20 protein-coding genes are annotated in these 22,660 nt (G+C 45.1%); 10 read left to right on the top strand and 10 right to left on the bottom strand.

What is annotated here, in order from left to right; translation table 11 throughout:
• Positions 1 to 44: 44 nt before the first annotated feature.
• The gene (locus tag OH455_RS17255) at positions 45 to 2,807 is read right to left on the bottom strand and encodes an SLBB domain-containing protein (RefSeq protein WP_269982234.1); all 2,763 of its coding nucleotides are present in this window, start codon (positions 2,805 to 2,807) and stop codon (positions 45 to 47) included.
• Positions 2,808 to 2,843: 36 nt separating this feature from the next.
• The gene (locus OH455_RS17250) at positions 2,844 to 4,109 is read right to left on the bottom strand and encodes a capsule assembly Wzi family protein (protein ID WP_269982233.1); all 1,266 of its coding nucleotides are present in this window, start codon (positions 4,107 to 4,109) and stop codon (positions 2,844 to 2,846) included.
• A gap of 236 nt (positions 4,110 to 4,345) precedes the next feature.
• Here OH455_RS17250 and OH455_RS17245 point away from each other — a divergent pair, with 236 nt between their 5' ends.
• The 4 genes from OH455_RS17245 (at position 4,346) to OH455_RS17230 (ending at position 8,281) form a co-directional block, all read left to right on the top strand.
• Positions 4,346 to 4,612 carry a hypothetical protein gene (locus OH455_RS17245; protein WP_269982232.1) on the top strand — a complete coding sequence of 89 codons (267 nt, stop codon included), beginning with the start codon at positions 4,346 to 4,348 and terminating at the stop codon, positions 4,610 to 4,612.
• A gap of 77 nt (positions 4,613 to 4,689) precedes the next feature.
• Entirely contained in the window at positions 4,690 to 5,352 is a 663-nt protein-coding gene (locus OH455_RS17240; RefSeq protein ID WP_269982231.1) for a YjbF family lipoprotein, read from the top strand.
• A gap of 5 nt (positions 5,353 to 5,357) precedes the next feature.
• On the top strand, positions 5,358 to 6,098 hold the full coding sequence (locus tag OH455_RS17235) for a capsule biosynthesis GfcC family protein (RefSeq protein ID WP_269982230.1): 741 nt from the start codon (positions 5,358 to 5,360) through the stop codon (positions 6,096 to 6,098).
• Positions 6,098 to 8,281: a YjbH domain-containing protein gene (locus OH455_RS17230; RefSeq protein ID WP_269982229.1), complete on the top strand. Its 2,184-nt coding sequence runs from the start codon at positions 6,098 to 6,100 to the stop codon at positions 8,279 to 8,281. Before OH455_RS17235 ends, OH455_RS17230 begins: the two co-directional genes overlap by 1 nt.
• Before the next feature lie 44 nt (positions 8,282 to 8,325).
• Here the strand turns inward: OH455_RS17230 and epmA are convergent, their stop codons facing one another.
• On the bottom strand, positions 8,326 to 9,297 hold the full coding sequence (epmA, locus tag OH455_RS17225; protein WP_269982228.1) for an elongation factor P--(R)-beta-lysine ligase: 972 nt from the start codon (positions 9,295 to 9,297) through the stop codon (positions 8,326 to 8,328).
• Positions 9,298 to 9,668: 371 nt separating this feature from the next.
• Here epmA and frdA point away from each other — a divergent pair, with 371 nt between their 5' ends.
• The 4 genes from frdA to frdD are packed head-to-tail and all read left to right on the top strand — an operon-like array spanning position 9,669 to position 13,026.
• Positions 9,669 to 11,486, top strand: coding sequence for a fumarate reductase (quinol) flavoprotein subunit (gene frdA / locus OH455_RS17220; protein ID WP_269982227.1), 1,818 nt, complete (start codon positions 9,669 to 9,671; stop codon positions 11,484 to 11,486).
• Positions 11,486 to 12,250, top strand: a complete 765-nt coding sequence (locus OH455_RS17215) for a succinate dehydrogenase/fumarate reductase iron-sulfur subunit (RefSeq protein ID WP_269982226.1) — start codon at positions 11,486 to 11,488, stop codon at positions 12,248 to 12,250. Before frdA ends, OH455_RS17215 begins: the two co-directional genes overlap by 1 nt.
• A 2-nt stretch (positions 12,251 to 12,252) precedes the next feature.
• On the top strand, positions 12,253 to 12,636 hold the full coding sequence (gene frdC, locus OH455_RS17210; RefSeq protein ID WP_239827320.1) for a fumarate reductase subunit FrdC: 384 nt from the start codon (positions 12,253 to 12,255) through the stop codon (positions 12,634 to 12,636).
• Between the two features lie 12 nt (positions 12,637 to 12,648).
• A complete protein-coding gene (gene frdD / locus OH455_RS17205; protein WP_269982225.1) occupies positions 12,649 to 13,026 on the top strand; it encodes a fumarate reductase subunit FrdD in 378 nt (125 codons plus the stop codon).
• Between the two features lie 58 nt (positions 13,027 to 13,084).
• On the opposite strand, the gene OH455_RS17200 is transcribed toward frdD, so the two are convergent.
• The 6 genes from OH455_RS17200 to priA form a co-directional block, all read right to left on the bottom strand.
• Entirely contained in the window at positions 13,085 to 13,768 is a 684-nt protein-coding gene (locus OH455_RS17200) for a nitroreductase family protein (protein ID WP_206375817.1), read from the bottom strand.
• Between the two features lie 164 nt (positions 13,769 to 13,932).
• Positions 13,933 to 15,267: an HslU--HslV peptidase ATPase subunit gene (hslU, locus tag OH455_RS17195; protein WP_269982224.1), complete on the bottom strand. Its 1,335-nt coding sequence runs from the start codon at positions 15,265 to 15,267 to the stop codon at positions 13,933 to 13,935.
• 37 nt (positions 15,268 to 15,304) lie between these two features.
• A complete protein-coding gene (gene hslV, locus OH455_RS17190; RefSeq protein ID WP_206375816.1) occupies positions 15,305 to 15,850 on the bottom strand; it encodes an ATP-dependent protease subunit HslV in 546 nt (181 codons plus the stop codon).
• 225 nt (positions 15,851 to 16,075) lie between these two features.
• Positions 16,076 to 16,624: an SPOR domain-containing protein gene (locus tag OH455_RS17185; protein ID WP_269982223.1), complete on the bottom strand. Its 549-nt coding sequence runs from the start codon at positions 16,622 to 16,624 to the stop codon at positions 16,076 to 16,078.
• Positions 16,625 to 16,739: 115 nt separating this feature from the next.
• Complete coding sequence (gene cytR, locus OH455_RS17180; protein WP_045975831.1) at positions 16,740 to 17,747, bottom strand: DNA-binding transcriptional regulator CytR; 1,008 nt, start codon at positions 17,745 to 17,747, stop codon at positions 16,740 to 16,742.
• Positions 17,748 to 17,994: 247 nt separating this feature from the next.
• On the bottom strand, positions 17,995 to 20,196 hold the full coding sequence (gene priA / locus OH455_RS17175) for a primosomal protein N' (RefSeq protein WP_269982222.1): 2,202 nt from the start codon (positions 20,194 to 20,196) through the stop codon (positions 17,995 to 17,997).
• Between the two features lie 290 nt (positions 20,197 to 20,486).
• Between priA and rpmE the strand changes: the two genes are divergently transcribed.
• Both rpmE and OH455_RS17165 read left to right on the top strand, forming a co-directional pair.
• Positions 20,487 to 20,705: a 50S ribosomal protein L31 gene (gene rpmE / locus OH455_RS17170; protein WP_006963341.1), complete on the top strand. Its 219-nt coding sequence runs from the start codon at positions 20,487 to 20,489 to the stop codon at positions 20,703 to 20,705.
• Positions 20,706 to 20,956: 251 nt separating this feature from the next.
• On the top strand, positions 20,957 to 22,234 hold the full coding sequence (locus OH455_RS17165; protein ID WP_269982221.1) for a malic enzyme-like NAD(P)-binding protein: 1,278 nt from the start codon (positions 20,957 to 20,959) through the stop codon (positions 22,232 to 22,234).
• Between the two features lie 87 nt (positions 22,235 to 22,321).
• Here the strand turns inward: OH455_RS17165 and metJ are convergent, their stop codons facing one another.
• Positions 22,322 to 22,642 (bottom strand): met regulon transcriptional regulator MetJ, encoded by a 321-nt coding sequence (metJ, locus tag OH455_RS17160; RefSeq protein WP_006963343.1) that lies wholly within the window; start codon positions 22,640 to 22,642, stop codon positions 22,322 to 22,324.
• Between the last annotated feature and the right edge of the window lie 18 nt (positions 22,643 to 22,660).

The raw sequence follows: 22,660 nt of genomic DNA, 5'->3' as shown, positions 1-22,660 counted from the left end.
TTGAATATGAAAGCCCCCTCAATTTGAGAGGGCTTATAAACTAATTAATTCTTGACAGCACTCCAGGCCACACCAATTTGGTACAAAATTTGTGTCGCTGAAGTCAATGTGCTCAAGCCATCTAGATAATCTGTATCTAGCGGTACGATGATTGTATCCCCAGGTTCCAGAGGGTGAGTTTTACGACTGAACCAAAATGAATTGTTGGGCAACATAACAGAGCCATCAGCCCGAACAACATAAATACGGTCTGTATCCGCCTGCTTTTTGGTCCCACCCGCAGAAGAAATATAATCTTCGATCGTCATTCCAGGAGTAAAAGTGTGGTTCGAGGTAAACTGAACTTCACCCATGACGCTAACAATTGGCTGCCTAGCTGGGACATACAATTTATCGCCTTTCTCTACGATAATGTCAGCATTGATATTTCCAGCTAGCGCTTCAGGCAAGTTGATAACCAAGCGTCCGATGGCTTCCGTAGATGCCAACTCATCAGCAATGGTCATCGCTTCCGTTGGGCTAGTGGTATAAGTAGCGCTTGAGTTCTGGCGACGAAGCGCTAAATTACCTATTTCTTGTTTCAATTGTAGGTTGAGTAGCTTTAACCGTTCTTCCTCTTGGCGACGCAGATTTTCACGACTGAATACAGCTCCTTGTGCGTACGCAAACTGAGTTAATCCACCTGCTCGCTCTATAAGATCTTGAATCGTCTCACCACGTTGGAACGTATAGGTTCCCGGAAAAACGACTTCACCTTGTAATTCAATTGAATTACCGCGCTGCCAGTTTGGTTGAGTCTTGATAACAATGTGATCTTGCGCCTGAATATCAAGTTCTTCTTGACCACCTAAAATCTCATTGGGGGAAAAAGAGTGATGTTCGACAACAAAATCTTGTTTTATCTTCTTCGAACGGCTCAACTCAGCACTGTATAAAAACGCTTGCTCTGCAAAACCACCAGCAGCAACGATTATTTTCTCAAAGCTGGTATTCTCTGTCAGCGGGTAGACACCTGGGTATTTTACCGCTCCAGTCACTTCGATGATTTTAGCTTGCTCGGTAAGACTAGCTTGTGCCTTGAGCCTTTCAATAATTGGTTTTAACAATGATTCTCGACTCGACAAGCGAAAATCATCCGCTGCGGCAAATTTATCATCGTCAGCAATATCGAGTTTCTTTTGCTGCTCTTTTTCTACCAGAGCACCGGTTGCTGAGTCCAGTACCACAACGCTCTTGGAATTATAGGATGGTAATGGCGTTCTCAATTGCGATTGAGCTTGTAGCTGTGTTTGGGCTTGTAATGACTCAGTTGGGAAAGATTGAGCTTGGAATTGCTCGCTAGCGTTTTTCTCAATATCCTCAGTGCGCTTAGTCATTCGTTTTAAATTGGTAGATTTTTGCTCTCTGTACCAGTAGTCAACATTAAGGCCATTGTCAAATACAAATAGTTGGTCACCTTTTTTCAGAGAGAAATTGTCGCTTGTGCTCGGTGAATTGAAAATTTCACCTAAATCAAACTGCCACACGCTGATATGACGACTTTCGGGTTCTTCTCTAACGAGCAAGGCATAAGATAGATCGGCATTCTCTTTAACGTCAACACGACTGATCACATCACTGATCCTAAGACCCTTTTTATATTGATATGCACCTTGGCGGAATAGTTCACCACGAAGCGCAATCGCATTCTCTAGCTTTTTCCCTGTGGGTAATAAAGAGATTTCATCGCCTGCTTGTAGCTTAAACGTTTTCCCATGCTGTGATGATAAGTCTAGTGTCAGCTGCTCAATACCCTTTGAGGTACGTCTTTTTACGCTCACTTTTGATAAATAGGCACTAGGCAAAGCACCACCAGCGATATTGATTAAGTCATTTAAACGACTGTCTATCTTAAGCTCATAATGAGCAGGACGAAGCACTTCTCCTTTGATAACAATATCAGATTTCTTTGCTGGGACGAGAATGGTGTCTCCAGCTTGTAAACGAATATCTTGACGAGAATCACCATAAACTATCAAGTCATAGGCATCAAATGTGACAACCGTTTTGCCAAGTCGTTTTAGTTTAATGTCTCTCAAACTACCGGTTAACTTTATACCTCCTGCTGCAATCAAAGCTTGAGATAGAGTAGTCAACCCATTGACATTGTAGGCGCCCGGCTGCTTAACACCACCTGTCACAAACACCTGCATTGTTCGCATAGCACTTAACGAGATAACCGCTTCTACCCCAATAGACTTGCGTTGAATTAGCGACGCCACATAGGTTTTCAGCTCACTAAAAGTTTGCCCTGCCACATATTCAGGACCGTATTCGGGGATATTGAGTTTGCCCTCTCTATCTACTTTTAACTTTAAGTCGCTATAAGATTTTCCGTAGAGTTGAATTCGGACTTCATCCCCAGGAGCGATAATGTAGTCATGAGGAACAGGCAAATGTTTGACTGGCGTAAAGTCGAGTGGATTACCAGCGAAAACATCATAACCAAAGTGAGGCAATTCAGTTGAACTCCCTCTATTCTCATATTCAATATCAGTTTTAATGCCTTTTTTAAAAGCTTCTGTTGCTCTCTCAGGCTTCTTAATTTCAGGTGTATCGAGTTCTGAACTCGAAGAAGGCACACCAAGAGAATCAATTAACGAAAGATCCACACCCAACTGCCTAGCAAGCTGTTCTTGTTGGGCCTTAGGAAGAGATTTGAACTGATTAATCTGCGCTTGAGTTGGCGTTGCAGCATTGACACTCGCACTTAGGAGTATTGAGCCGGCCAACATGTGTGTATTAAACTTCAATGTTGTGGTACTCATTAAATTATATAATCTTCTCTGGTGTTTGCGACACAATTAAAACCTGAATTCATACATAGAACCAAATACCATTTCACTTCCACGGGTATCTTTATTGAGATAGTCGGCACTAAGGCTAACTCTTCCTTGTAGCGCTGGAAGCTGATAAGCCAATTGGTATTGTTCTTGTTTGTTATTTTTGTCATCCAACAAATGTTTAGTTACAAAGGTTGCGGAAACCTGATGATCATTGGCCAGTTGAAGGTAACTACTAAACGACCAACTGCTGTCATTCAAGTAACTCGACTGAATGTAATTATCAATTTCTTCACTTACAATTAACTTGCGCTCCTCTGAAGTCACTGACTGATATTCAACTGCCACACGTAATGAGTTGTTGAATACAGGCTTATGACCACTCCAGCCTATTAGATAAGCACCTAAGCCATGATCCTTTTGAGCTGACGCTACTTCAGCATACAAACCATGTTGCACATTATGTAGACTTGGCAAAGTGAACTTTACATCAACAGCCGTTTGCTTTTGATGGCTAGAAACTTGCTGCTGGCTCGCATCAAACCAATAATGTTGTGTCAAGCCCAATTCTAACCACGAATTCAGTTTACCAGCATATCTCAATGAAGTTCTGTAATCATAGTCCAAGTCTTCTAACTTTGAAGTCACTATATTCAGGCTCCACACTCCTAGAAAAGGATTGTCTCCTATCCAGCTAAGACCAGCATCTAAATCACTTCCAGACGTTGCTAAAATGAGACTGTGATTCCAACCGTGCCCCCACCACCTAGGTAACATACCCACATCGAATAATGTACGACCAGCATTCAGGGCAATGTATGTGTTTTTAAAAGAAAGCTCTTGATCGCTAGCGTTGTCTAGATACGAAGAACTAAGCCGGAATGCATAGCTGTTAGCGAGATGTTCATAGCTCGCTTCCATCACCCACTTATCTCGGTCCACGTCAGAAAACCAGCCATTGTCTAGATCTTTGTTTCCACCAGAAATAGCAAAGCGACGATTGCCTCGATTAAGCTTGGCGGTCTGTAGAGCGTAGTTAAAGTGGCCAAGTTCAGCATCTAAGTAACCAGAGGTATCAATGACATGATCACCATCGGCAATAGATGACCAACGTAATGGGAATGTACTAGTCACTCCGTTAATCACGCCTCCATCACTTAGCGCCAACATAGAGGACCTTAAAAACGGATCGCTGGCTTCGATCCAAGGAGAAGAATAGACATAGGTATTCATTAAAAAGATAGATGTCAGTGATATGGATACCCTAAGCCTATCAATCCTTCGCATATGCCCTTCTTTTGTCTCTGCATCGATATGAAATACGAGCAATTCAATGTTAACTGCCTTCGTTTTAGCTCATTATAAAGGGCGTTATGGATTAAGCAATCCACCATATTGTGATCACTTTGCATTAAAGAAATTTAAATTTTTACAGATATAACAAAGTGAAATAGAATCAAAAATGGAGCAAAATAATTTGTTCCTACATCGATGTTAAATTGTAAATTTGCAAGGAAGACTCAATGAAGAAAATAGCTCTAACCATGTTAGTTGCATTATGTGCATCAGCTGGTGCTTTCGCTGAAGAAAGTTCTGCTGCAAGCACAGCAGGTAGCTCTGCTGGTGGCTCTGCCGCTGGTGGTACGGCTGCTGGCTCTACTGCTGCAGCTTCGACAGCAGCAGCAGGTGTCGCAACAACAACAGCAGTAGCAGTTGGCGCAGCAGTTACTGTTGCCGCTGTTGCCGTAGCTGCATCAGATAATGATGGGACAGACGGTACAACTAATTAATTTAGTTTAACCAACAAACACCCTTAGCGGAGCTAAGGGTGTTTTTTTTGCGATATTTATTAGTTCGAGCTTTCATCATGACAAATAAACTACTTGCCCTATCTATAGCTGCTCTTTCTGCCTTCTTAACTGGGTGCACACAACGTTTTTCAGATACTAACGACACACTAAAAGAAGCATTCTGGGGCTTTGAGGACGTAATTTTAGACAAAGAAACAATTGAAAAACTTCCCTATGCTAGCAGCTATTTTAAGATTAATGATGGGCCACAAATTTTTATGGTGCTGGCATTTGTTGAAAAAAATCCGCAATCCGGAAAAACTCAGCATAAGTGGCTATCCAGTGACAAAGCGATGATTGTTACCGAAGAGGGCCGTATCGTTAAAACATACAACCTTCCAGACGCAAACCTGAGCAGTAAAACCTCTTCTGAGAACATTGCACATTTTGATAATCCTCAATATTCTTGGACTTCTGTTTATGACTGGCAGCCTGATTATCAATACAATCATCAAGCGAAAATCACCACCGAATCTGTGGCCACATTACAATTGAACTCTGTATTGTGGTCTCAAAAAGTCAATCTCTGGCAAGAATACATTTCATTTGAAAAATTGGATAAGACCATGCAAAGCACTTTTTGGGTGGATAGCAATGGAAATGTTCTGAAATCAGCCCAATGGGTTATTCCAGACCAGCTTTTCATCGAGCAAGAAGTACTCAAGCCATACAAAGGATGATCTTGATGACACGTAGCCTTTTATTTCTTTTCACTTTAGTCGCTTTTACAAGTGCCGTCGCCAGTAGCGTCAAAGTAGAACTGCCCAGTGAGCAATTAGTGATTGACTATACTGCACCCGTCCGCCTTGAGAGAGCCATTGTTGACACTATATTACATAGTGAAAACAATGCTCCATTTAGTTACCCACTGAATAATGCTCTATTCAACATAGACAAGCAAAGAGTCGCCAACAATAAAAAACAAGCCGTATTGAATTTACTCGATAAACTTAAAAAGCAAGATTCAGCACTTTATGAAAGTCTCGGCATCTTACACGAACAAGTGAAAGCTTGGCCTATAGGTTATAGAGAAAACCTTGCACTAGATCTCGACTTTATTCGCCTTACTCCTTCTGCCAACCCTATGCTTTCTGGTCATTATCAATTCGAATATCTAGATCGCCCTAAAACCATAAATATAGAAGGGTTAGTTTTCAGTACCTCTCGACCAGACGCAAAACCAGATTGGACAGTCAAAGATTACTTATCAACGTCTAGAGTGCTTTCTAGTGCCAGTAATAGTTATGCTTGGGTTATCTACCCAGATGGCAATTATAAGCAAGTTGGCTTCGCTTACTGGAATGATGAGAATACCCCACTACCTCCAGGTTCTAGCATCTTCGTGGGATTTAACAATCCATCAACAGAGCTTTCTCAGCTTGAACAAGACATCGTCTCTCTAATTGCCTGGAGAAGAAATTACTAATGAAACTTAATGTCATCACCTCTTTATTCCTCTCTCTTGGTTTCGTTTTAACAGTTCAGGCAAGCGATAGTTTCAAAGTGTCCCAAACTGACTTTGGTGGCGTCGGTCTAATGCAAGTGCCTTCGGGACGTATGGCGAAAGAAGGGGAGTTCAATATAGGCGTCAGTGTAAACGACGACTATCAACAATACACAGCATCAATCCAGTTAATGACTTGGTTGGAGTCTACAGTCCGTTACACAAGGGTGCCAGACTTACTGTTTAGTAGCGATCCGTCTTACAGTGGAGACAATTTATATACTGATAAAGGCATCGACTTCAAAGTCCGCCTTTGGCAAGAAGGTTACTGGTTACCTGAAACGTCAATTGGTGTTCGCGACTTCGGCGGCACTGGCTTGTTTGACGGTGAGTTTGTTGCTGCGACAAAACGCTTTGGCAATTTAGATGTAACCCTAGGTCTCGGCTGGGGCTACTTAGGCCAGCGTGGTAATGTGACCAACCCTTTCTGTAAAGCAAACGATGAATACTGTACTCGCAACGCTGATTTCAGGGGTACAGGCGGCAGTGTCGATTACGAGCGCTGGTTTAAAGGCCCCGCTGCTATATTTGGCGGTTTGGAGTACCAGACGCCTTATGCGCCACTTCGCTTAAAGCTTGAATATGATGGCAATGATTATACAGAGGATTATCCGTCAAGATCAGGTAAACCGATGCCTCAACACACGTCCTGGAACCTAGGGATGAACTATCGTTTAGGAGATTGGGGAGACGCCAAAGTCAGCTATCAACGTGGAGATACCATCACTTTTGGTATCAATCTCTACACCAATTTTAACGATATGAAAGCGACATGGCGTGATGAACCCAAACAGGCTGTCACCAACGTGGATAACAATAATCCTGACTGGCAATCGGCAGCAAAACAGATTGAGTCAAACGCAGGCTTTGAGCAAAACTCGATTACATTGGATGGCGATACCGTCATAGTCAAAGGCCAGCAGAAAAAGTACCGCGACAGAGAAGAAGCTCTTGACCGAACCGCAGCAATCTTATCTAACCATTCAAATGATCTGATTCGCGTATTTAAAGTCGTTGAACAGCAAGATGGTATGGACCTAAAAGAAACCACCATCGATAAACAGAAATACCTTACTGCAGCGAATTACTTATCCACGGAAGCAAAAGCCAAAGACAGTTTTGAAGAATCAGAGCCTAAGATTATTGCAAAAGCACCCGTAGTAGAAAACAAAGAACGCTGGGATTATGGCTTCGAACCCGTATTAAAGCAGAGTATTGGTGGTCCTGAGTCATTCTATTTGTACAGTTTAGGCGTCAGCGCAAATTCGAACTATTGGCTCACTGATAATCTTGAGTTTGGCGGTTCAATCATCTTCAACTTGGTCGACAACTACGACAAATTTAACTACATTGAAAACTCTCCACATGTAAGAAATTACTCAACACCTAGAGTCCGAACCATGTTCCGTGCCTATGTGCATGATAATCCAGTCAGGCTCAACCACCTTCAGCTCACATGGTTTGAACAACCATTTGAAGAAGTTTACACCCAGATGTACGGTGGCTACCTAGAAATGATGTTCGCTGGTGTCGGAGGTGAAGTACTATACAGACCAATGAATAAGAACTGGGCAGTAGGTTTCGATGCTAACCTAGTCAGCCAACGTGACCCGGATTCATGGTTTGGCACATACAGTGAAGATTACTTCTTCTATGATGAGGCCACCTGTAATGACCCAACACCTTCTTGCCAAGCGTATGTTTTGAGCCAAGGTACAACAGGGCATATCACAGGTTACTACATGCCAAATTGGAACTTCCTAAGAGATACGCTATTTAAGGTCAGCGCAGGTAAGTTCTTGGGTGGAGACATGGGGGCTCGCTTCGATTTTTCTAAACAGTTCAAATCTGGTGTGATTGTCGGTGCTTATGCTACCTTTACCGACTTGACAGCAGAAGAATACGGGGAAGGAAGCTACAACAAAGGCTTCTATATCTCAATTCCTCTGGACATCATGACGATCAAACCAAGCACCAATCGCGCAGACATTTCATGGGAACCTATAACCCGAGATGGCGGACAAATGCTGAACAAGCAGTACAATCTGTTCGATAAAACAGACGTTCGCTCTCAGTGGTATCAAAGACCAAGTACTGTTGAGTAGAATGAATAATAAAAAGGCTGACAGCAATGTCAGCCTTTTTACTATTAGGCCCTTGGGAAAGGGAATGCAGTTACCTTATCAATATGATCATTGCTGGTCGCTAGCATGATGAGACGGTCGATACCTAATGCAACACCCGCGCATTCAGGTAAACCAGCTTCTAGCGCTTTGATCAAATGGCTATCAATAGGTTGAGTGGCTAACCCCGTTTGTTCTCGTTTGGTATTATCTGACTCAAAACGTTTAAGCTGTTCTGTTGCATTGTCTAGCTCATGGAATCCATTTGCTAATTCTATTCCTTTAAAATACACCTCAAAACGGTCCGCAACGCGACTGTCTTGGCGGTTTATCTTTGCCAATGCCGCTTGTGAAGCAGGAAAATCGTATACAAATACGGGGACCTGCTGGCCAATTTCAGGTTCAATCCCAACACCAAACAATAGCTGCAACAAAGTGTCTCTATCCTGCTCAAGTTGAGCAATATCACTGAGCCCTAGCTTACCAGCCGCCACTTTAAGCTCTTCCATCGACGCCTCTAAAGGGCAAACATTTAATATTTTCAGAAAGGCCTGCTGATATGTCATACGCTCCGCTGCGCCAACTTTCAGAAGTCGCTGTAACAGGTCATCCATTTCATTCATCAACTGATGATGATCAAATCCGACACGATACCACTCAAGCATAGTGAATTCAGGGTTGTGATATCGACCATTTTCTTCATTTCGAAAAGACTTACAAATCTGGTAGATACAACCACTTCCCGCCGCAAGTAAGCGCTTCATATGGAATTCAGGGCTGGTCATCAGGTAAAGCTTCTTACCGTCCGCATAGCCTGGGCCAATAAATTCGGTTTGAAACGTATGAAGGTGGATATCCGTCACTGTCGCATGACTCATCGCTGGCGTATCAACTTCAAGGACACCTCTATCATCAAAAAACTGGCGCACTTCTCGAATCAAACTAGCTCGCTGCTTTAACTGCTCAACACTTGCTGTAGGTTGCCAATCTGCCTGCATACTTAATCTCTCGTGATGCTTTAATGTGGCGAAAATTAGCATCTTTTGCTCAAAATGAAAATGAGTTGTACTTAACCTGAAGCGCTTAAATAACGTCTTACAGCCAATAATTCATTCAATGAATCATTGATGATATTAATTCCCCGCAACAGCTGGTACGTAGGAGGATTTGAGCCGATATGGATTTGCCGTGATAGTAATCACATAACCTATATTTTCTATGCCCTTGCATGCATTACCGGAGCAAAAACCTAAATACATCAATTTTTCTGCCAATAAGCTCTTCTACACTAGCCCTATCAACTTTGGGGACTTACCCCATGTAATTACAACAAGCGGAACAATCCGCAAATTCACACTGGAGGATAACTGTGCAAACTATCACCACAGATATCGCAGTCATCGGCGCAGGCGGCGCTGGTCTTCGCACTGCTATTGCAGCAGCTGAAGCAAACCCTGATTTAGAAGTCGCACTCATTTCTAAAGTTTATCCAATGCGTTCTCACACGGTCGCAGCGGAGGGTGGCTCGGCAGCAGTTATCAAGGATGAAGATAGCCTAGACAACCATTTCAACGACACTGTTGGCGGTGGCGACTGGCTATGTGAACAGGACGTTGTTGAATATTTTGTAGAAAACGCGACTCGCGAAATGATCCAAATGGAGCAATGGGGCTGCCCATGGAGTCGTAAAGAAAACGGTGAAGTCAACGTACGCCGATTCGGTGGTATGAAGGTTGAGCGCACATGGTTTGCGGCTGATAAAACTGGCTTCCATATGCTTCACACCCTATTCCAGACATCAATGAAGTACGACAACATCAAACGCTTTGATGAGTACTTTGTCGTAGATCTGCTTGTCGATGAAGGCGAAGTGCAAGGTCTTATCGCTATCCATATGTCAGAAGGTGAACTCGTTACGATTAAAGCCAAGTCTGTTGTTTTAGCAACAGGTGGCGCAGGTCGTGTTTACCACTGTAATACTAACGGCGGTATCGTAACAGGTGATGGTATGGCAATGGCTTACCGTCATGGCGTACCTCTACGTGATATGGAATTCGTTCAGTACCACCCAACCGGTCTTCCAGGTACTGGTATCCTGATGACCGAGGGTTGTCGTGGTGAAGGCGGTATCATCGTTAACAAGAATGGCTACCGTTACCTACAAGATTACGGCATGGGCCCTGAAACTCCAGTTGGCCAGCCAAAGAACAAATACATGGAACTGGGTCCTCGCGACAAAGTTTCACAGGCTTTCTGGCACGAACAGCAGAAAGGCAACACCATCAAACACCCTCTAGGTGATGTGGTTCATCTAGACCTTCGCCACCTTGGTGAAGAGTACCTGCAAGAGCGTCTACCGTTTATCTGCGAGCTAGCGAAAGCATACGTTAACGTTGACCCTGTAAAAGAGCCGATTCCAATTCGTCCTACTGTTCACTACACCATGGGGGGTATTGAAACTAACGGCGAATGTGAAACGCGCATTAAAGGTCTATTCGCAGTAGGCGAATGTGCTTCTGTTGGTCTTCACGGCGCTAACCGTCTGGGTTCTAACTCACTGGCTGAGTTCGTGGTGTTCGGCCGTGTTGCTGGTGAACACGCAGTGAAGCGTGCAGCGGAATTCAAGGGCTGGAACGAAGAGTCTATTGCCGCTCAAGTCAAAGATGTTGAGCAGCGTATCGCAGCATTAATGAACCAAGAAGGCGATGAAAACTGGGCTGACATCCGTACTGAAATGGGTCACACCATGGAAGCGGGCTGTGGTATCTACCGCCAAGAAGATTTGATGCAAGCCACCATTGATAAAATCACTGAGTTGAAAGAGCGTTACAAGCGCATCAGCATCAAAGACAAAGGCAAAGTGTTCAACACTGACCTTCTGTACGCTATCGAAGTCGGTTACGGTCTAGAAGTGGCAGAAGCTATGGTTCACTCTGCGATCCTACGTAAAGAGTCTCGTGGTGCCCACCAGCGTCTGGACGATGGCTGTACTGAGCGTGATGACGTAGAGTTCCTCAAGCACTCGCTGGCTTTCTTCCAACCAGACGCAGCGCCAACTATCGACTACAGCAAGGTGACTATCACTAAGTCACAGCCTAAAGCTCGTCTATACGGTGAAGCCGCAGAGAAAGCAGCCGCTGAGGAAGCAGCAAAAGCGGCACAGAATAACGCAGAGGAGCAAGCATAATGTCAGCAAATCGCATCCAAAAAGTAGAGATTCTGCGTTATGACCCAGAGAAAGACGCAGAACCGCATTTCCAGACCTTTGAAGTGCCATTCGACGAAACTATGTCGACCCTTGATGCACTTGGTTACATCAAAGATAACCTAGATAAAGACCTGTCTTACCGTTGGTCTTGTCGTATGGCGATCTGTGGTTCATGCGGCCTCATGGTGAACGGCGTACCAAAACTTGCTTGTAAAAGCTTCCTGCGCGATTACCCAAACGGCGTGAAGATCGAGCCATTAGCAAACTTCCCAATCGAGAAAGACTTGATTGTCGACATGACACCGTTCATTGAGCGACTTGAAGCTATCAAGCCTTACATCATCGGTAACGATCGTAAACCTGAAGATGGCACGAACCTACAAACGCCAGAGCAAATGGCTAAGTACAAGCAGTTCGCAGGTTGTATCAACTGTGGTCTGTGTTACGCAGCGTGTCCGCAGTTTGGTCTAAACCCTGAGTTTATCGGCCCTGCCGCACTGACTCTTGCCCATCGTTACAACCTCGATAGCCGTGACAATGGTAAAGCTGAACGTATGGCGATGATTAATGGCGAAAACGGCGCTTGGGGCTGTACCTTCGTAGGTTACTGTTCTGAAGTGTGCCCGAAGAACGTCGATCCTGCGGCTGCAGTAAACCAAGGTAAAGTCGAGTCTTCTATGGACTTCGTGATTGCTATGCTGAAACCTGACGGCACACCAGCAAAAACAGCAGAGGAGGCATAAGAATGAGTAACCGTAAACCTTACGTTCGTGAAGTGAAACGTACTTGGTGGAAAGATCATCCTTTTTACCGCTTCTACATGCTTCGCGAAGCGACTGTACTGCCTCTGATCCTATTTACTGTCTTCCTGACTTTCGGTTTAGGTTCACTAGTGAAAGGTCCTGAAGCTTGGCAAGGCTGGCTTGAGTTTATGGCCAATCCAGTGGTCATAGCGATTAACATCGTTGCGCTAGCGGGCAGCCTACTGCATGCTCAAACGTTCTTCAGCATGATGCCTCAGGTAATGCCGATTCGCTTAAAAGGTAAGCCAGTGGATAAGAAAATCATTGTGCTGACTCAATGGGCAGCCGTGGCATTTATTTCTCTGATCGTGCTGGTAATCGTTTAAGGAGCTATGACTATGAAACCTAATTTTTCTGTGGATAGAGCCCCTAAGCGTTCTGATGAGCCTATTTGGTGGGGACTGTTTGGCGCTGGCGGTACTTGGTTTGCCATGATTACCCCAGTGACTATTCTGGTTCTTGGTGTACTTGCTCCATTGGGCATCATCAATGCAGAAGCTCTAAGTTACGAGCGAGTGGTTGATTTTGCAACAAGCATCATTGGCGCTCTATTTATCATTGGTACGCTAGCGCTACCGATGTGGCATGCAATGCACCGTGTCCATCATGGTATGCATGATCTCAAAATTCATGCTGGACTAGCTGGGAAAGTCGGCTGTTACGCCTTTGCAGGGCTCATATCGGTCTTGAGCGTGATTTTTATCTTTATGCTCTGAGCAAAACCTGAAGATAAAAGCTGGCTTAACGCCAGCTTTTTTATTGCTCGCAAGCCATCTATTCCATGAAAGTTGCTATATCAGATAAAGGTTTCTTATGAGTCGCATGTTCAGGAATCGTTGCATCTTCAGCAGGATAACCCGTCACAATCAACATGTACGGCCTGTCGACATCGTTATCACGGCCACAAATCTTACTCAGAAAGCTCATTGGTTTAGGGGTATGCGTTAGTGTTCCTAGGCCAGCGTTATGCAATGCTTGGAGTAAAAAGCCCGTTGCTATGCCGACCGACTCATGCACGTAATAATTGGTTTGCTCCCCATCATTGCTCACGCCGCCTTTCTTCTGTGAAAAAACCGCAATTAACCAAGGCGCTGTCTCAAGATAGGGTTTACTGGCGTGAGTCCCTAAGGGCTTTAAAGCATCCAGCCACTCCTGCCCTGCTCTCCCTTCGTAGAAAGAACGCTCTAACTCTTCTGCAGCCTGGCGAATTTGACCTTTCACTTCCGCACGACTGATGGCGACAAAATGCCAAGGTTGATGATTCGCTCCACTAGGCGCGGTTCCAGCTGCAAGGATACAGTTCTCAATGACATCTTTCGCTACTGGTCGATCTGAAAAGCGGCGAATCGAATGGCGGCGTTTGAGCTGTTGGTAGTTTTGCTCAGCACGCGCTGACATTTCCTCGGCAGGAAATTCAATAAAATCATTCAAAGGCGAATGGGATTCTGTGGTCGACATGTTGCTTCCTTGCGCAGTTAGAGTCATTCCAATATAGCGTTATTTGTCTATCTCGCGAGTTAGCAAATGGAGGAAAACCAAAGAGTGAGAGTGAACGCAAACTTCCCTCAACGATTAATAACAAAAAAGCCGATCTTACGATCGGCTTTTTCTTCAAGAGTAGATCAAAGAATGAAACGACTTAGGTCTTCATCTTCTATTGTTTCGCCTAACTTAGCTTTAACGTATTCGGCATCAATCGTCAGTTTCGAACCTGATTTGTCTGTTGCTTCAAATGAAATCTCATCCATCAAGCGCTCCATCACCGTATGCAGGCGGCGAGCACCGATATTCTCAGTGGTTTCATTCACTGTCCATGCCGCTTCTGCGATTTGAGTGATACCCTCTTCAGTAAACTCAACATCGACATCTTCTGTCTTCATTAGCGCAACGTATTGCTCTGTCAGTGATGCTTTGGGCTCAGTTAGGATACGTTTGAAGTCGTGACTTGAAAGCGCTTCTAGCTCGACACGAATTGGCAGGCGACCTTGCAGTTCAGGGATCAGATCCGAAGGTTTGGCTACCTGGAATGCGCCAGATGCCACAAATAGAATATGGTCTGTTTTCACCATGCCGTGCTTAGTTGAAACTGTGCTACCTTCAATCAGTGGTAGTAGGTCACGTTGCACACCTTCACGAGAGACATCAGGGCCAGAACTTTCGCCACGCTTACAAATCTTATCGATCTCATCGATAAACACGATACCGTTATTCTCAACGTTAAAGATCGCCTGCTCTTTCAGCTCTTCTTGGTTCACAAGCTTAGCTGCTTCTTCTTCGGTCAATGCTTTGAAGGCATCTTTGATCTTCAGTTTACGCTTCTTCTTAGTATCTCCCGCTAGGTTTTGGAACATACCTTGAAGTTGGTTAGTCATCTCTTCCATGCCAGGAGGCGCCATGATTTCTACACCCATCTGAGGCGCGGCTACATCGATTTCGATCTCTTTGTCGTCTAACTTGCCTTCACGAAGCTTCTTGCGGAAGATTTGACGTGTATTAGAAGCGCTATCATCTTGCTGCTCGTTTTGCCCCCAAGCATCGCGAGCAGGCGGTAGCAGAGCATCAAGAATACGTTCTTCAGCTTGCTCTTCAGCGCGGAACTTTACTTTTTCCATCGCTTGTTGATGAGTCATCTTAATTGCAACATCAGTAAGGTCACGGATAATCGTTTCCACTTCCTTACCAACATAACCGACCTCAGTAAACTTAGTCGCTTCAACCTTGATAAACGGTGCATTCGCCAGTTTCGCTAGGCGGCGAGCAATTTCAGTTTTACCGACACCAGTAGGACCAATCATTAGAATGTTTTTTGGTGTCACTTCAACACGCAAGCTCTCTTCAAGCTGCATACGGCGCCAACGGTTACGCAGCGCAATCGCCACTGAGCGCTTTGCGTTCTCTTGGCCGATAATATGGCGGTTAAGCTCATGAACAATTTCGCGGGGAGTCATTTCAGACATAATCAAATTCCTTAAATTCAGTAGCCACTATCCGGGGTTATTCAGCGTTAAGTTCAACTGGGATTTCTAGTTCTTCGATAGTGTGGTGATGATTGGTAAATACACAGATATCACCAGCAATTTTTAGTGATTTCTCCGCGACATCACGAGCATCTAGCTCTGTGTTCTCAAGTAAAGCCGTCGCTGCTGCTTGAGCGAAATTACCACCAGAGCCAATCGCAATCAGATCGTTCTCAGGCTGTACCACATCACCATTACCAGTGATGATAAGCGAGGCTGTTTCATCTGCTACCGCGAGTAGGGCTTCAAGTTTGCGTAGTGCGCGATCACTGCGCCAGTCTTTGGCCAGCTCAACAGCCGCTTTGGTTAGATGGCCTTGGTGCATTTGCAGTTTGCTTTCAAACTTTTCAAACAGCGTAAATGCGTCTGCGGTACCACCAGCAAAGCCAGCAAGCACTTTGTTGTTGTACAAACGACGTACTTTACGTGCGTTGCCTTTCATCACAGTGTTACCCAGTGATACTTGTCCATCGCCGGCAATGACGACTTTGTTGTTTCGACGTACAGATACAATAGTAGTCACGAGTAGGGCCTCATAATTGTTTTAATCTCAGTGTTAAAGATTATATGAGGTTATAGCGAGAGGAATTCAAGGGGTGGGATGCGGGATGCGGGATGCGGGATTTTTTATCCTTTCCATAGCGAAGCGTTCCATAGGACGTAGTCCGTTCCAGTTATCCACAAGCGGAGCGTTCCATAAAACGCAGCCAATAAAAAACGAACCCATCAGGGTTCGCTTTTAATATCTTTACTGCGCTTCTTTCCAAATTGCACAAGGTTCAATCTTGGCGCGCTGAAGTTTGTGTTTGTCTCGCTCAGCGTCACGCTTGAACTTATATGGTCCGAGCACTACCCGATACCATTTGCTACCTTCTTTTTTACGGATCTTACTGTTTATGCCTTGAAAAGCGATATCAAGCTTACGTGCTTCAGCCTGCGAGGCATTGGTATACGCGCCACACTGCATTATGTATGGGATCTCAGACACCACCTGCTTTTTGGCTGTCACTTCAATTTCGCGGCTTGGTAAAGACTCAACATAGTCCCATTTTTCCTCCGGAGGAGGTGGCAATGCTTTTTCAGTTTTGGGTTTAGATTTCGGCTTAGTTTGCTTTACTACAGGCTGCGACGGTTGAGGGTCATTACTGAGCGCATATAACCCATACCCAAATCCACACACCAGCAGAATCGCCAGCAATCCACTGCGCCAAGGCCTTCTCTTTGGCGCCGACTTCTTACGCGCTGGTTTTCGCCCACTGTTTCCGCGACCACGTTTTACATAATCTCTATTTGCCACTGCTGTACATCAACATCTATTGCCTCTTTCGCTATGGTAATGCAGTTTGCGCCCTGATTACAGAGGGGAAATGGAAGCGGCGCATCAAAATGCGCCGCGGATAGAGAAGGTTTGGTCAGATGATTCTTGGTGGAGCCGCACTTTCCCTCACAATCAGCTGAGTTTCCAGCAACCTTGAGCCAGCGCGGACGTCATGTCCTCTAAGCAATTCGAGCATCATCAGCATCGCCTGACGACCAATTTCGTAACGTGGCTGAGAGATGGTGGTCAACGGTGGATCACAGTACTGGGCAAATTGAATATCATCGAAGCCCACTACAGAAAGGTCTTGCGGAATACGTAAACCCAATTTCTTGGCTTCCTGAATCGCTCCAATTGCCATCGCGTCATTGTGACAGAAAATAGCCGTTGGTGGCTCAGGCAGGGAAAGAAGCTTGCGTAATGCTTTTGCACCATCTTCGAATGAGAAATCACCATAAGTGCAGTAATTTGGGTTCATCGTGATGCCCGCTCGGCGAAGTGCCTGCTGATAGCCTTGATAGCGGAACTGGCATAACACCGCCGAGTCCGGACCAGATATCTGCGCGATGCGCTTATGACCCATTTGCGTCAGATAATTAACAGCTTCAAATGCTGAAGTCAGATTATCGATGTGGACCGTCGGCAACTCTAACTCCGGAGCAAACTCACACGCCATCACCATAGGTGGTAAGTTTTTCTGCTCTGGTTTGCTTACATCAAATGGGAGATCAGTACCAAGCAGCAACATCCCATCCGCTTGCTTAGTAAAGACAAGATTGACAAAAGAGCTCTCACGCTTTTTCTGCTGGCCACTGTCTCCGAGAAGTACGATGTACCCATGCTCCATCGCCGCATCCTCTATCCCACGGATAATCTCTGTATAATAGGGATCACAGATGTCCGGAATAATAGCTATGATGGTCTTTGACTCATTTCGGCGCAGGTTGCGCGCAAGAGAATTTGGTGAATACCCGGCTTCCAAAACTGCATCTTCGACCCGCTTCCGTGTGGCTGTAGATACTTTTTCCGGGTTCATTAGAGCACGCGATACTGTTGCTGTTGAAACGCCTGCTAGTTGAGCAACATCCTTCATTGTCGCCATATATTAATTACCCTCTTCATTTTCTAAACATGGTAGCGCTTGGTGCCACCTAAACCGATTTTGATGAGCTGAAACTCATTCTTATGTTTATTGCCTAGAGCAATCGTTTACCTGTCTTATATCAATCAATTTATTCAATCGAGCTAATCCATAGTTTATTCATTTCGAAACATAAAGTTACGGGAAGATTAACAAAATTAAACCCGGTGATGAGATGCTAATCACAATTAAATGAAAAAGATGCAAATCAACTCAAGTCCTGCGGCTCAATATCTAGAGACCAGCGAACTCTCTTCGCATTTGGCAACATTTGGATCGCTGGCTTTGCACTCCCTAATAGTTTTTGCATCGTTGATCGAGTTTGCGTCTGCAACATTAGCTGCCAGCGGTATTTGCCTGACCGCTTCGCCAACGGGGATGGCGTAGGACCTAGCACCTGACAGCAATCATCAAATAGTGGGTGCGCTTCCAACGTATGGCGTACTTGACGCAAAAATGCTTCTACATAGTGAGAGTCATTCGCCTCAGCACGGAACAAGGTTAAGTAAGAGTATGGAGGCAACATAGCCAGTTTACGTTCCTGCAAGGCGGTCTCGGCAAAATATCGATAACTTTTCGTCAGCAGAGCTTGAAGTAAACTATGTTCAGGATGATGGGTTTGCAGTATAACTTCTCCTGGCTTACTGGCTCGCCCTGCTCGTCCTGCAACCTGAATAAACAATTGAGCCAAACGCTCTGAGGCTCTAAAGTCACTGCTGTATAGTGATCCATCGACATCCAACAACGCCACCAATGTCACATCTGGAAAATGATGACCTTTCGCCAACATTTGCGTACCAATCAATATTTGGTATTTACCGCTGCGAATAGCTCCGAGAGCTGATTCAAGACTGCCTTTACGTCGGGTACTGTCGCGATCAATACGAATGGTTTGATATTCAGGAAAAATCTCACCAAGCTGCGCTTCGAGCTGCTCAGTCCCTACACCCACCGTGACTAAATTGGACGATCCGCATCCTTGGCACTGATGAATAGTGGGCTGCTGGGAACCACAATGATGGCAACGGATCTCATTGCTGTATTGATGGTAGGTATAGTAAGCATCGCATCGTTTACATTCCGCAATCCAACCGCAATCATGGCACATCAAGGCTGGCGAAAAACCGCGACGATTGAGGAATAACATCACCTGGTTACCGGCACTGAGATGATGACGCATCTCCGCAATCAGAGAGGCGGATAAACCGCTCTCCAGATACTGGCCTTTCACATCCAGTACCTTGTTTGTCGTCGGAACAGCATTACCAGCGCGCTCGGTCAGTGTCAGATGGTGATACTTGCCAGATAAAGCATTATGTAGAGTTTCCAGAGCTGGTGTTGCCGATCCGAGTACAATTGGAATTTGCTCTTTGCTAGCTCGCATCACAGCAACATCACGCGCATGATAGCGAAGGCTGTCTTGCTGCTTATAAGAAGCATCGTGCTCTTCATCAACAATGATGATGCCGAGATCAGCAAAAGGCGTCAGCAGTGCTGAACGTGTACCAATAACGATGCCAGCAGCTTGATCTCGGGCACTTAACCAAGCATTCAATCTTTCGCTGTCGTTAAGCCCCGAATGAATCACTTCGACTGGCACATCAAACCTGTGGCGAAAACGGTTAATGGTTTGTGGTGTCAAGCCAATTTCAGGCACTAATACTAGGGCTTGCTGCCCTTTCTCCAGCACTGGCTTGATAAGGTTAAGATAAACTTCCGTCTTACCTGAACCGGTCACTCCGTCCAGTAAGAAACAACCAAAGCCATCAAAGCTATTAACAGTCGCAATAGCGATAGCCTGCTCTTCATTAAGCTTTGGCTTATCCACATCAGCTTCAACCTGCCGGCTCCAATCGCGAATCTCCGGTTTACACTTTATCGACTCAATCCAGCCTTTCTCCTGCAAGGTTTTGAGAACGCTAGAGCTGACTTCTTGATCAATGAAATGCTGGTGTGGTACTGAACCACTTTCAAGCATATGCATGACCTTAGCCTGCTTGACTGCTCGGCCAAAACCTAACATCAGTTGGTTACGCCCAGTATTAGTCAACTGCCACTCCACCAGCGTTGCAAAATCGGCTTCTTTACCTTTACGAAGTGCACTTGGCATCGCATTGATCAGGGTGTCTCCAAGAGGGTACTGATAAAACTGACTGCACCATTGCAACAACTCATAGAGGCTATCTGGCCAAACAGGCTGAGAGTCCAGCACTTTTTTTAGCGGTTTGAGCTTGTCAACACTGAACTCGGACTGATTCACCAACGCCGTGACCACGCCGACCAGCGTCTGACGACCAAACGGAACAGACACACGCCCACCAATAATAGGAAACAGGTGAACAGGAATCTGATAATCAAACTGTTTGTCGAGTGGTACAGGTAAAGCCACTCGGGCAATTGTCGGTCGCATATAGACTTAAAGCACAATGAAAGGAACTCAGTTAGTCTAAGGGAAAAGCACTAAGCGCGAAAGTCACAGCATTGCTAACCCGATTTCTAGCACGGATAAAGACCAGTGGCTAAAAAAGTAGCAATTTTCTTAGTAAATCAGTTGATCCCTAAGTCTGTATTCATTACTATATCGCGCCTTAGAGATATGGCTTGCTTTTGAGCAGCGGTATCCAAAGGAAATTTTATTAACTACGTGTGGTGTCCGGCATAGAATCGGATAGCGACACGGCCTATTTTAGAGGTTCTCCCATGAAAGCTGGTATCCACCCAGAATACAAAGCCGTTAAAGCAACTTGTTCTTGCGGTAACTCTTTCGAGTTCAACTCAACTCTAACTAAAGAGTCAATCCACCTAGACGTATGTGACAAATGTCACCCATTCTACACTGGTAAGCAGCGTATCGTTGATACTGGCGGCCGTGTAGATCGCTTCAACAAGCGTTTCGGTGCTCTTTCTTCTAAGAAGTAATTTCTTTTTAGATGAAGAGAAAAGGACGCTACGGCGTCCTTTTTTGTTCCCTACATCCCCAGCGAATCATTCAGAGTAATATCTTCCACTGTTTGATATTCGCCAGCCACATCTCTAACCATCTGGTCTTATCTCCTGTCATTTAGCACATTTTATTGCTTTAGCTCGCATTCTGACCTTTGCAGCTTGACTTAGTTACTCTAGAATGGGTTCCCCCCTATCCTAATTATTAATAACGAGTACCTACACCTATGTCCGATGACAATCACCAAGAACTATCCCCTGAAGAACAATTCCGTCAGCAAGCATTGGATTACCATGCCTACCCTACAGCAGGCAAGATTTCGGTTGAGCTGACAACACCAGCTGAAACGGCAGGTGATCTAGCGTTAGCATACAGCCCAGGCGTGGCTGAGCCAGTACGTGAAATTGCTCAGAATGCAGATAATGTCTACAAATATACCTCTAAAGGTAACATGGTAGCGGTTATCTCCAACGGAACAGCTATTCTTGGTCTTGGAAACTTAGGTCCGCTGGCATCTAAGCCTGTCATGGAAGGTAAAGCTCTCCTGTTCAAACGCTTTGCAGGTTTGGACTCTATCGACATTGAAGTCAAACACCGCACGATCGAAGAGTTCGTCGATACCGTCGCTAACATTGCCGATACCTTTGGAGGTATCAACCTCGAAGACATCAAAGCACCAGACTGTTTTGAGATTGAAAAACAGCTGATCGAGCGCTGTGATGTACCGGTTTTTCACGACGACCAGCATGGTACAGCTATCGTCACCGCAGCAGGTATGCTTAACGCAATTGAACTCCAAGGCAAAAAGCTAGAAGATGCTACGATTGTTTGTCTTGGCGCCGGTGCTGCAGCAGTGGCTTGTATGGAACTACTGATTAAATGTGGTGCGATGCGTGAAAAAATTTACATGCTTGACCGCAAAGGTGTTATCCACACTCGCCGTGATGATCTCAACGAATACAAGCAACTATTTGCCAACAACACTGACAAGCGTACACTGGAAGACGTAATTGAAGGTGCTGACCTATTCTTGGGCGTATCTGGCCCGAACTTACTCGCACCTGAAGCACTAAAACTGATGGCTGATAAACCTGTGGTCTTCGCATGTTCAAACCCAGACCCGGAAATCAAGCCAGAGCTGGCACACGAAGTACGTGATGATTTAATCATGGGTACAGGCCGTAGTGACTACCCGAACCAAGTGAACAACGTGTTGTGTTTCCCATTCATCTTCCGCGGCGCTCTAGACGTTCGAGCTAGCGAAATCAACGATGAAATGAAGCTCGCTGCCGTAGATGCCATTCGTGAACTAGCGAAAGAAGACGTTCCAGCAGAAGTATTGAAAGCCGCTGGCGTAGATAAGCTGGAATTTGGCCCTGGTTACATCATTCCTAAACCGATGGACTCTCGCCTATTGCCACGTGTCGCAAAAGCGGTTGCTCTTGCAGCAGTAGAGTCGGGTGTGGCTCGTATTGAAATGCCCGAGAATTACATGGAAGCGTAGGCCTTCCTCTCTAGCAACAAAAAACCGCTGAACATTCAGCGGTTTTTTAGTTTTCAGCAAAATAAAAACAAGGCGCGCCGCCAGTTATTACTCTTCGTCATAGGCTTCGAATTCAATACCCATCTCAGTCATGAGTTTTTTTACTTCCGCCGGGATATCATCTGGGCGATCTTTACGCAAATCTTCATCAGTCGGTAATGGTTGGCCAGTATAAGCATGTAGAAACGCTTCACACAGCAGCTCACTGTTTGTCGCATGGCGCAAGTTATTGATCTGACGACGCGTTCGCTCATCAGTTAAAACCTTCAATACTTTCAATGGAATAGAAACTGTAATCTTCTTTACTTGCTCGCTTTTTTTTCCATGTTCAGCATACGGACTTATGTATTCGCCGTTCCAATCTGCCATTGCGCACCTTTATGATTC

Origin of the sequence: Vibrio sp. T11.5 (assembly GCF_027587155.1) — a bacterium.
Classification (GTDB): Bacteria; Pseudomonadota; Gammaproteobacteria; order Enterobacterales; family Vibrionaceae; genus Vibrio; species Vibrio neptunius.
The sequence above is the reverse complement of the archived record's forward strand: the minus strand, read 5'-3'. Positions and strand labels throughout refer to the sequence as shown.